This window comes from Ruegeria sp. AL12, from assembly GCF_056540885.1.
Genome location: NZ_JBQFXN010000164.1, coordinates 1 through 598, shown reverse-complemented (window position 1 = coordinate 598; position 598 = coordinate 1). Strand labels below are relative to the sequence as shown.

The 598-nt window shown below is 60.2% G+C and carries 1 protein-coding gene; it reads left to right on the top strand.

The annotated features are described in order from the left end of the window. The coding region (locus tag ACR0C6_RS22010; RefSeq protein ID WP_480621309.1) for an SdiA-regulated/phytase-like domain-containing protein at positions 1 to 598 on the top strand (598 nt) is incomplete at both ends.

Genomic DNA, 598 nt, shown 5'->3' with positions numbered 1-598 from the left:
CCGAACGGCACGACGCGCCTGATCCCGATCTCCGGATCGATCGTCGGGTTGGCTTATGATGAGCCGCGACGGCGGATCTTCCTGCGCAATCTTCCCGGCACCCAACTACAGGAGTTGGACCGAAATGGCCGTGTCCTGCGTACCTTTGCGGCACAGCGGGTTCCGGCCGGATGCGGTGGCATCACACCTGACGAGTTTCCCATCAAGGAATGCGGGTTGGCCATTCGGGGAAGCGACGGGCATTTGTTCCTCGACCATCCGAACGGGGTGATGATCGCGGAACTGACCCGCGACGGGCAATTTGTGCGCAACATAACCCTCAGCCAGCCACAGGGGCCGATTGGCGGGCTGGCCTTTGATGAAACGACCGGCACGCTTTATGTGCTGTTCATCCGCAATCGCCTGATCGCCGAGGTGGATTTGAACGGCACGGTGCTTAGGACAATCCGGGCGACCAATCCATCGGTCGGCGCAGCGGTGCAGATCGAACGCTTTGGCCTTGGCATCAATTCCAAACGCCGCGAGCTTTATGTTGCGCTTCAGAACGGCAACCAGCTTGGCGTTCTGGACATGTCCGGCGGGTTGATCGCAACGTACA